The sequence below is a fragment of the Pinisolibacter aquiterrae genome, from assembly GCF_019160155.1.
GTDB lineage: Bacteria > Pseudomonadota > Alphaproteobacteria > Rhizobiales > Ancalomicrobiaceae > Pinisolibacter > Pinisolibacter aquiterrae.
Genome location: NZ_JAFNIH010000041.1, coordinates 477,243 through 486,546 on the forward strand (window position 1 = coordinate 477,243; position 9,304 = coordinate 486,546).

Sequence of the window (9,304 nt, forward strand, 5' to 3'; positions counted from 1 at the left end):
TGGGGGGAGACCATCCGATGACGAGGGAAGTCTATGTGATCGCCGGCGCCCGGACCGCGATCGGAACCTTCGGCGGCGCGCTCGCCGGCGAGACGCCGGCCGGGCTCGGCGCCGTGGTCGCGCGCGAGGCGATGCGCCGGGCCGGGGTCGCGGCCGAGCGGATCGAGCACGTCGTCTTCGGCAACGTCATTCCGACGACGCCGAGGGACGCCTATCTCTCCCGCGTCGCGGCGATGGAGGCGGGCATCCCCAAGGAGACCCCGGCGATGACCCTCAACCGGCTGTGCGGCTCGGGCGTGCAGGCGATCGTCTCGGCGGCGCAGTCGATCCTGCTCGGCGACGCCGAGATCGCGCTGGCCGGCGGCGCCGAGGTGATGAGCCGCGCGCCGCATTACCTGACGACGAGCCGCTTCGGCGTGAAGATGGGGCCGACCACCGCCCTCGACGGACTGACCGGCATCCTCACCGATCCCTTCGGCCACGGCATCATGGGGATCACCGCCGAGAACGTCGCCGAGAAATGGGGCATCTCGCGCCGGGACCAGGACGCCTTCGCCGTGGAGAGCCAGCGACGGGTCGCGACGGCGGTCGCCGAGGGCCGTTTCGCCGACCAGATCGTCGGCGTCGAGGTCGCGCGGGGACGCCAGACGGGCGTGTTCGCCTCGGACGAACATCCCAAACCCGGAACGACGCTCGAGAGCCTCGCCGAGCTTCCGGCGATCTTCAAGAAGGGCGGAACCGTCACCGCCGGCAACGCCTCCGGGATCAACGACGGCGCGGCGGCGGTCGTGCTCGCCTCGGCCGCCGAGGCGAAGACCTCGGGGCTGACGCCGGCGGCGCGCATCGTCGGCTATGCCCACGCCGGCGTCGAGCCGGAACTGATGGGCATCGGCCCGGTCCCGGCGGTGCGCCGGCTCCTCGCCCGCACGGGTCTCTCGATCGACGATTTCGACGTGGTCGAATCGAACGAGGCCTTCGCCTCGCAGGCCCTCGCCGTCTCGCGCGAACTCGGCCTCGACCCCGCCAGGGTCAATCCCGACGGCGGGGCGATCGCCCTCGGCCATCCGGTCGGGGCGACCGGCGTCATCCTGGTGGTGAAGGCGCTCTCCGCGCTGAAACGCACCGGCGGCCGCCGCGCCCTCGTCACGATGTGCATCGGCGGCGGCCAGGGCATCGCATTGGCGCTCGAGACGCCGTGACGCATCGCCGGGCGGCGTCACCCCGCCCGGCGCGGCCTCAATCCGCGAGGGTCAGCGACGCCCCCAGCAGCGCGCGCCGTCTGAGCCACGGGCTCGTGCGATAGCGAGGATCGGCGCAGGCCGCGTGGATCGCCGCGAGGATCGCGGCGATCCGGGCCGGCCCGAGCCGGTCGCCGAGCGCCAGCGGGCCGGCGGGATAGCCGAGCCCGAGCTCGACGGCGCGATCGACGTCCTCGGGCGTGGCGACGCGCTGTTGGGCGATGTCGCAGCCGACGTTGACGATCGCCGCGAGGATGCGTTGGGCGACGAAGCCGGCGCTGTCGCGCACGACGGTCACCGGGGTGCCGTCGGCGGCGAGGAGCGCATGCGCGGCGGCGCGGACCTCGGCCCGCGTCACCGGCGTCGGCATCATCGTGCGACGGCGGTCGAGCGGCGTCAGCGTCTCGACCGCCACCACGCGGGTCGCGTCGACGCCGAGCGCGACGGCGGCGGTCGTCGCGTCCTCGCCGAGCGGTGCGAGGAGGATCAGTGCCTCGGCGCTCGGCACCGCGCCGGTCGCCACCGTCGCGCCCGCCCCGGCGACGAGGCCGGCGAGGGCGTCGCGCGCGTCGGCGCGGCGCGGATCGATCCACACCGTGAGGCCGGCGAGGTCGACCTGGGGCACCGGCGTCTCCGCCGGTGTCGCCTGCCGGCCGCCGGTGTGGTCGTAGAAGCCGCGCCCGCTCTTGCGGCCGAACAGGCCGGCGGTGCGGCGCTGGGCGCCGATCGGCGAGGGCCGGTAGCGCGGCTCCTCGTAATATTGGTGATAGATCGACTCCATCACCGTCTGCGACACGTCGAGGCCGGTGAGATCGAAGAGCTCGAACGGCCCCATCCGAAAGCCCGCCGCCTCGGTCATCACCCGGTCGACGTCGGCGAAGGTCGCCACCCCCTCCTGGACGATGCGCAGCGCCTCGGTGCCGTAGGCGCGTCCCGCATGGTTGACCAGGAAGCCCGGCGTGTCGGAGGCGACCACCGGGTGATGCCCGAGCCGCCGGGCGATCGCCACGAGCCGCAGGGTCACCTCGGGATCGGTGAGGATCCCGCCGATCACCTCGACCACCTTCATCAGCGGCACCGGATTGAAGAAGTGGAAGCCGGCCACGCGCTCGGGCCGCCGTGCCGCCGCCGCGAAGCCGGTGACGGACAGCGACGAGGTGTTGGTGGCGAGGATGCAATGATCGCCGACCACCGCCTCCAGCCCGCCGAGCACCGCGTGCTTGACCTCCATCCGCTCGACCACCGCCTCCACCACCAGATCGCAGTCGGCGAAGGCCGCCCAGCCGCGATCGGCGCCGGCATCGGTGGCGATCAGCCGCGCGCAGGCCGCCTCGGCCGCCGCCGGCGTCGTCCGGCCCTTCTCGGCGCCGCGACGGATCATCGCGCGGACGGCGGCGATCGCCTCGTCGACCGCCTCCTGCCGCGCGTCGGCGAGGCACACCCGCAGGCCCGCCTCGGCGGCGATCTGGGCGATGCCGCGCCCCATGATCCCGGCACCGACGATGCCGAGGGTGAAGTCGGGGGACGAGGGATCGCGCATGGGGGTTCTCCGTGGTCGAGACGCGCCGATCCGGCGGTCGAGGCGTCGAGCGCCGACCGATCGCGCGGGGATCGTCGAGGGATCCGCCGTCAGGTCCGGGGCCAGCGCCCGGTGAAACTGCCGGAGGCGAGGACCTCGGCGGGGTCGTCGGGGTCGTAGGCGACGACGAGGTGGTAGGTGCCGGTGGTGCCCTTGTGGGTCACCTCGCGCGCCTGCGCGTAGACCGTGCCGCCCGACCGCGCCGGGCGGAAGAACGAGAGGTCGGACCCCGTCGTCATGATGTAGCCGCGATGCCAGGCGGCGGCGCCGAAGGCGAGATCGGCGAGCGTCCAGATGGCGCCGCCGTGGCCGGTGCCGTGGGCATTGAGATGCTCGTGGCGGATCGGCATGGAGAGCAGCGCGGTGCCGGCGCCGATCTCCACCACCTCGATGCCGAGCGCGGCCGAGAACGGGTTGCGGGCGAAGAGGTCGGTGACCGCCGCGACGAGCGCGGGGTCGCTCGGCGCGATCGGCCGGCGAAGGGGGCGGTGGGTCGTCATGGCGTCGCTCCGGTCCGGCGTGCCGCCTCGATCTCGTGCCAACGCTCGGCGCCGGCCGGCGTGGTGAGACCGACCATGACGACGTCGAGGTTGGCCGCCACATAGGCCTCGAGGTCGGTCCGGCCCTTGAAGTACCAGCTCTTCAGCGCCCAGCCGTGGGCGATCATGACGATCTGATGGGTGACCACGTCGACGTCGAGCTTGCGGACCAATCCGGCCTTCATGCAGCCGACGAGCGTCTCGACGACGATGTCGTCGACCTCGCGCTCGCGGTCCTCGACGAGCAGGCGCCGGTCCGGGGCGAGGAGATGGGCCGAGCGATAGGCGATGACGGTCGCGGCGCGATGGCGGTCGACGATCCGGGTGAAGGCGTCGATCAGGCGCACCAGCCGCTCCAGCGGATCGCTGACCCCCTCGACCGCCGCCGGCAGTTCGGCGCGATGTTCCTCGAGCACCCGGAGGAGGACCAGCAGCAGAACGTCCTCCTTCTCGCGCACGTAGAGATAGACGAGCCCGGGGGAGAAGCCGGCGCGCTTGGCGATGTCCTTGATCGTGGTGCGATGGAACCCCTGCTCGGCGAAGAGCTCGGTCGCGGCGGAGACGATCTGCGATCGCCGCTTCTCGACGAGGTCGGGATCTTCGACGACGGAAGTGACGTCGGGCTTCATGCGGCGGGTCCATCGGTTGGCGAGGTTCGCGGGTGGCTCGAGACGATCGAACGACTGCGAATCCCGATCGTGGGATCGACGATCCCGAGACGGCAGGATGCACTGGTTCTGCCGGTCGGGTCGAGAGGCGGGCGCCTTCGCGCTCGCCCCTCGACGGGTCGTGCCCGTGCCGCGCCCACGATCGGCCCGCCCGGCCCCGCGAGGGGCCGCCGGACCGTCGGGGCCGGCGTGTGGGTGACGGGGCGAAGGGGAGCGCGGACACGAGACACGGCGCGGCCTCACAGCTTGCAGGCGGGGTTCGGGCCCGGCGTCGCGGTCTTGGCGTCGAAGGTGCGTTCGACCACGATGACGTGCGCGCCGTCCTTCTCGACCACGCGGCCCAGATAGTTCGGTTCCTCGAGCTGGTGGTCGGCCGCCCGCATCGTCACCTGCCCGAAGGGGGTGGTGGCGGAGAGGCCTTCCATCGCCTTGGAGACGTCGGCGGGGGCGACGCTCTTCGCCGTCTTCACCGCGGCGAAGATCACCTGCATGCCGGCATAGGTCTCGCCCTCGTAGTCGGTCGGCTCGGCGCCGTATTTGGCCTTCCAGGCGGCGACGAAGGCCTTGTTGGCCGGCGTGTCGATCGCGGCGGCATAGCCCATGTTGCCCCAGATGCCGACCATCTCCTTGGCCACCGCCTTGGCGGTCGACGGGCTGACGACGTTGTGGCCGAAGATCAGCATCTTGTCGGTGAGGCCGAACTGCTTGGCCTGCTTGATGAAGTTGATGGCGTCGGCGCCGGCGAGCGCCACCCACAGGCCCTCGACGCCGCCGTCGCGCAGCTGGGTGATGTAGGGGGCGTAGTCGGTGGTGCCGACCGGCGGGAAGACCTCGGTCTCGACCTTGCGGCCGAGGCTCTGCGCGGTCGCCTTGAAGGCGGCCCCCGACCCACGGCCCCACAGATAGTCGGCGGCGATGATGCCCCAGGTCTTCTGCGGCTGGTCCTTCAGCCACGGGCCGACGATGGCGATGTCCATGTCGTCGGAGTGGTTGGTGCGGAACATGCGCGGATGGCAGGAATCGCCGGTGATCTTGGGGCTCTTGTTGATGGTCGAGACATACATCGCGTCCCAGCGATTGAGCTGGGTCGACATCGCCAGACCGACCGACGAGGAGACCGTGGCGGTGAGGATGCGATAGCCCTCGGAGGCGAGCTTCTCGCCGGCGCGGCGTCCCGCGTCCGGGCTCGCCTCGTCGTCGACCACCTTGAACTCGACCTTGCGGCCGTCGACGCCACCGGCGGCGTTGGCTTCGCCGACCGCGAACTCGACCGCGCGCACCGCCTGATCGCCGAGCAGCGTGTAGGGCCCGGAGCGCGTGGTCGGCACGCCGATGCGCAGCGCTTCCGGCTCCGCCGAGGCGACGGCGGGCGCCATGAGGCCGACGGCGAGGCCGAGAAGCGCGGATGTCGTGAGTTTCATGGATTCCTCCCTGGTTTTTTTCTCAGTGCATGATGCTCGACTGGAGCTGTTCCTGATCGACCTCGGCCATCCGCCCGGCGGCGGAGACGGCGCCCTTGGAGAGCACCGCGTAGCGTTCGGCGATGTCGCGGACGAGCCGGAGATGCTGCTCGATCAGGAGGATCGCGACGCCGGTGGCGGCGAGGTCGCGAAGGATGACCCCGAGTTCGTCGACGATGACGGGGGCGAGGCCCTCGCTCGGTTCGTCGAGGATCAGGAGCTCGGGGTTGAGCATCAGCGCCCGGCCGATCGCCAGCATCTGCTGCTGGCCGCCGGAGAGCGCCGTGCCGGGGGTGTGGCGGCGTTCCCTGAGGATCGGGAAGAGGCCGTAGACCGCGTCGAGCGTCCACGGGCCCTTGCGGCGCAGCGCCGCCGCGAGCTTCAGGTTTTCCTGGATCGAGAGGTTGGGCAGGATCTTGCGCCCCTGCGGCACCACGGCGATGCCGAGGGTCGCGGCGGTGTGGCCGGCGAGCCGGTCGATCCGCTCGCCCCTGACCCGGATCTCGCCGCCGCATTTGACCGCCGTGGCCAGCAGCGTGTTGACCACGGTCGTCTTGCCGACGCCGTTGCGTCCGAGCAGCGCCACCCGCTCGCCGGGCGCGATCGCCAGATCGACGCCGTTGAGGATGCGCGCGGCGCCGTAACGCGCCTCGACGCGTTCGAGTTCGAGGAGAGCGGTCATGCGGTGCTCCCGAAATAGGCGCGGATCACCGCAGGGTCCGTTCGAACCTCGGAAGGCGGCCCCGAGACGAGGAAGCGGCCGGAGGCGAGCACGGTGAGCACGTGGCAGATGCGGAAGACGACGTCCATGTCGTGCTCCACCAGGAGCACCGCCACGTTCCACTGCGCCGAGATCTCCTCGAGATGCGTCGCCAGAACCTCCGATTCGGCGACCGACAGTCCTGCCGCCGGCTCGTCGAGCAGCAGCACCTTGGGGGCGCCGACCAGCGCCAGCGCCAGATCGACGAGCCGCTGTTGGCCGTAGCTCACCTCCTCGGCGCGGCGATCGAGCACCCGGTCGAGACCGAGCATGGCGGCGAGAGCCTCGACGTCGCCGCCGCCGGCGCCGTGGGCGGCGAGGTCGAGCTGGTCGCGGATGGTCAGGGCTGGGAAGATCGAGGTGCGTTGGAAGGAGCGCGAGACGCCCATCCGCCGCCGTTCACCGGGCGCCACGGCGGTGATGTCGCGCCCCTGGAAGTGGACCCGTCCGAAGCCCGCGGTCCGCCCCGAGGCGACGTCGATGAAGGTCGACTTGCCCGCCCCGTTGGGGCCGATGAGGCCGTGCACCTTGCCGACCTCGAGTTCGAGATCGACCCCCTGCAGCGCCACGACGCCGCCGTACTGCTTGCCGAGCCCCTCGCAACGGAAGATCGCGCTCATGCCGGGTCTCCTTTCGCGACGGTGCCGGTGAGACGACGGCCGAGCGCGCCGAAGGCTCCGGCGAGGCCGGTCGGCCAGGTGACGGTGACGACGATCAGGGTGGTGCCGAGGATGGCGAGCCAATGGCTGGTGAGCCCGCCGAGTTCCTCGCGCAGGACGAAGAAGGCGAGCGCGCCGGCGATCGGTCCCCAGAGCGCGACCGAGCCGCCGAGGATCGCCATGATCAAGGCCTGTCCGGAGAAGCCCCAGGTGAGGATCTCCGGGCTGACGAAGCCCTGATAGAGGGTGAAGAGCACGCCGCCGAGCGCCGGAATCGCCGCGGAGAGGGCGAGCACCACGGCCTTCGGCGCCCGCGTCCGATAGCCGAGGAAGCGGACGCGCTCCTCGTTCTCGCGGATCGCGACGGCGAGGCGGCCGGCGCGGGTGCGCTCGAAGACGGCGAGGGCGAGGAGGACCGCCATCAGCGCCGCCACCGCGACGATCAACATGCCCGACGCGGTCTGCAGCGCCTCGGTCCGGAAGCCCCAGAGCCGGCGCGGCACGTCGACGATGAGACCGTCCGATCCGCCCGAGAGCGTGCGGAACTTGTTGGCGGCGACATGGACCGACTGGCCGAGCGCCAGCGTGAGCATGCCGAAGGCGATGCCCTCGATGCGGCTGACCACCAGCCCGATCAGGAAGAAGGCCGCGCCGATCGCCGGGGCGATCAGCAGCAGGCCGATCTCGGGAGCGATCGGCGCGGCCGGCGACAGGGCCCAGGCGGCGCCATAGGCGCCGAGGCCGAAGGGGGCCGCATGACCGAAGCTGACGAGACCGGAGATGCGGATCAGAAGTCCGACGCCGAGGGCCAGGAAGGCCACGATCACGCTCTGGGTGAGGAGCGAGGCGAGAACCCGGGGCGCCGAGGAGGCGGCGACGACGGCGACGCCGATCACCACCAGACCGACGAGGAGCGTCCCGGGCTTCGGCAGCAGGCGCGTGACGGCGGGCGCGGCGAGAGTGTGCTCGGTCATGGCGCTCATCCCTTCGTCCCGGCGATGCCCTGCGGCCGGAAGATCAGCACGCCCGCCATCAGCAGGAAGGGGAGGAGGGCCGCGAGTTCGGGCAGCAGCACTGTTCCGAAGGACTGCACCTGCCCGAGCAGCATCGCCGCGACGAAGGCGCCGGCGAAGCTACCGAGGCCGCCGATCACCGAGACGACGAAGGACAGCACCAGGATTTCGCTGCCCATCGAGGGATGGATCGACAGGAACGGCGCCGCGACGATCCCGGAGAGGCCGGCGAAGGCGGCGCCGAGACCGACCACCATCGGCCCGATCGCGGCGGTCCTGACGCCGCACATGGCGGCGACCGAGGCATCGTGGCTGGCGGCGCGCACGAAGAGTCCCGTGCGCCCCCACCGCAGCCACGCGGCGAGACCGCCGGCCATGGCGGCGCTCGCCGCGACGATGAACAGGCGGTAGACCGGGAACGGCGCGCCGAAGATCTCGACGACGCCGTCGAGTGCGGCCGGCGGATCGAGCGCGCGGTTGCCGGTGCCCCACACCGAGCGGACGACGTCCTCGAGGATGAGCAGCACGCCGAAGGTGACGATCACCGTGATCAACGGCTGGCGCCCGGCGAGCCGGCGGAAGAGGACGAGGTCGAGCACGACGCCGACCGCCGCCAAGGCCACCCCGGCCGCGACGACGCCGGCCGCGAAGCCGTAGAGGGTGGCGACCGACCAGCCGATGTAGGCGCCGAGCATGTAGAGCGCACCATGGGCGAAGTTGACGACGCGGCGCAGCCCGTAGACCAGCACCAGACCGGCCGAGAGGACGAAGAGCAGGCTGCCGTAGACGAGCCCGTTGAGGGCGTTGATCAGCATCGCGGCGCCCCCGTCGCTCCAGCGCCGCATCGGCGGCGGACCCGGTTTCTTCGCATCGTCACATGCCCCTCCCGGCGGATCGCGGGCTCGGTCGCGAAGGCGGATTCCGTCGGGCCTGCCGATGGAGACGCGTCTTCCCCGTCGCCGCCGGACCGGGCCGGTCCGGCGGGCGATCCGGCCCGTCGTTTTGAGTTGACTGAACATTCATTCATTCGTATTCCGATGTCAAGCGCAGCCGCGACGGACCGGGAAGGGGCGATCGCGAGAGGACGAAGACAGGCTCCTGCGCAGCCGCAGGACCGCCATCACGGAGGGATCCCATGGCCCCGAAGACCATCGCCGCCTTCAAATGGGAGGATCCGTTCCTCCTCACCGATCAACTGACCGAAGACGAGCGGCTGATCGCCGACACCGCCCGCGCCTATTGCCAGGAGAAGCTCGCGCCCCGCGTGGTCGAGGCCTATCTCGCGGAGAAGACCGACCGCGCCATCTTCGAGGAGATGGGCTCGCTCGGCCTCCTCGGTGTGACCGTCTCCGACGACTACGGCGGGGCCGGCGCCGGCTACGTCTCCT

General features: G+C 71.5%; 10 protein-coding genes. 2 read left to right on the forward strand and 8 right to left on the reverse strand.

The window, feature by feature from the left end; translation table 11 throughout:
- Nucleotides 1–17 precede the first annotated feature (17 nt).
- On the forward strand, nt 18–1,199 hold the full coding sequence (gene bktB / locus J3S89_RS17705) for a beta-ketothiolase BktB (protein ID WP_217929160.1): 1,182 nt from the start codon (nt 18–20) through the stop codon (nt 1,197–1,199).
- Between the two features lie 37 nt (nt 1,200–1,236).
- Here the strand turns inward: bktB and J3S89_RS17710 are convergent, their stop codons facing one another.
- The 8 genes from J3S89_RS17710 to J3S89_RS17745 all read right to left on the reverse strand — a co-directional run bounded on the left by J3S89_RS17710 (nt 1,237) and on the right by J3S89_RS17745 (nt 8,731).
- Entirely contained in the window at nt 1,237–2,778 is a 1,542-nt protein-coding gene (locus tag J3S89_RS17710; protein WP_217929162.1) for a 3-hydroxyacyl-CoA dehydrogenase, read from the reverse strand.
- Nucleotides 2,779–2,867: 89 nt separating this feature from the next.
- Complete coding sequence (locus J3S89_RS17715) at nt 2,868–3,317, reverse strand: PaaI family thioesterase (protein WP_217929163.1); 450 nt, start codon at nt 3,315–3,317, stop codon at nt 2,868–2,870.
- Nucleotides 3,314–3,985 (reverse strand): TetR/AcrR family transcriptional regulator, encoded by a 672-nt coding sequence (locus J3S89_RS17720; RefSeq protein WP_217929164.1) that lies wholly within the window; start codon nt 3,983–3,985, stop codon nt 3,314–3,316. Before J3S89_RS17720 ends, J3S89_RS17715 begins: the two co-directional genes overlap by 4 nt.
- Before the next feature lie 278 nt (nt 3,986–4,263).
- Entirely contained in the window at nt 4,264–5,445 is a 1,182-nt protein-coding gene (locus J3S89_RS17725) for an ABC transporter substrate-binding protein (RefSeq protein ID WP_217929165.1), read from the reverse strand.
- A 22-nt stretch (nt 5,446–5,467) separates the two neighbouring features.
- Nucleotides 5,468–6,166, reverse strand: coding sequence for an ABC transporter ATP-binding protein (locus J3S89_RS17730; RefSeq protein WP_217929166.1), 699 nt, complete (start codon nt 6,164–6,166; stop codon nt 5,468–5,470).
- Nucleotides 6,163–6,864 (reverse strand): ABC transporter ATP-binding protein, encoded by a 702-nt coding sequence (locus J3S89_RS17735; RefSeq protein ID WP_217929167.1) that lies wholly within the window; start codon nt 6,862–6,864, stop codon nt 6,163–6,165. The genes J3S89_RS17730 and J3S89_RS17735 overlap by 4 nt, the downstream gene beginning before the upstream one ends.
- Nucleotides 6,861–7,877, reverse strand: a complete 1,017-nt coding sequence (locus tag J3S89_RS17740; RefSeq protein WP_217929168.1) for a branched-chain amino acid ABC transporter permease — start codon at nt 7,875–7,877, stop codon at nt 6,861–6,863. The genes J3S89_RS17735 and J3S89_RS17740 overlap by 4 nt, the downstream gene beginning before the upstream one ends.
- Nucleotides 7,878–7,882: 5 nt before the next feature.
- On the reverse strand, nt 7,883–8,731 hold the full coding sequence (locus tag J3S89_RS17745) for a branched-chain amino acid ABC transporter permease (protein WP_217929169.1): 849 nt from the start codon (nt 8,729–8,731) through the stop codon (nt 7,883–7,885).
- 320 nt (nt 8,732–9,051) lie between these two features.
- Between J3S89_RS17745 and J3S89_RS17750 the strand changes: the two genes are divergently transcribed.
- The coding region (locus J3S89_RS17750) for an acyl-CoA dehydrogenase family protein (RefSeq protein WP_217929171.1) at nt 9,052–9,304 on the forward strand (253 nt) is incomplete at its 3' end.

What these genes read in the sequence shown, in the direction of transcription:
- bktB (WP_217929160.1), top strand. Translation starts at nt 18, where the DNA reads ATGACGAGGGAAGTCTATGTGATCGCCGGCGCCCGGACCGCGATCGGA.
- J3S89_RS17710 (WP_217929162.1), bottom strand. Translation starts at nt 2,778, where the DNA reads ATGCGCGATCCCTCGTCCCCCGACTTCACCCTCGGCATCGTCGGTGCC.
- J3S89_RS17715 (WP_217929163.1), bottom strand. Translation starts at nt 3,317, where the DNA reads ATGACGACCCACCGCCCCCTTCGCCGGCCGATCGCGCCGAGCGACCCC.
- J3S89_RS17720 (WP_217929164.1), bottom strand. Translation starts at nt 3,985, where the DNA reads ATGAAGCCCGACGTCACTTCCGTCGTCGAAGATCCCGACCTCGTCGAG.
- J3S89_RS17725 (WP_217929165.1), bottom strand. Translation starts at nt 5,445, where the DNA reads ATGAAACTCACGACATCCGCGCTTCTCGGCCTCGCCGTCGGCCTCATG.
- J3S89_RS17730 (WP_217929166.1), bottom strand. Translation starts at nt 6,166, where the DNA reads ATGACCGCTCTCCTCGAACTCGAACGCGTCGAGGCGCGTTACGGCGCC.
- J3S89_RS17735 (WP_217929167.1), bottom strand. Translation starts at nt 6,864, where the DNA reads ATGAGCGCGATCTTCCGTTGCGAGGGGCTCGGCAAGCAGTACGGCGGC.
- J3S89_RS17740 (WP_217929168.1), bottom strand. Translation starts at nt 7,877, where the DNA reads ATGACCGAGCACACTCTCGCCGCGCCCGCCGTCACGCGCCTGCTGCCG.
- J3S89_RS17745 (WP_217929169.1), bottom strand. Translation starts at nt 8,731, where the DNA reads ATGCTGATCAACGCCCTCAACGGGCTCGTCTACGGCAGCCTGCTCTTC.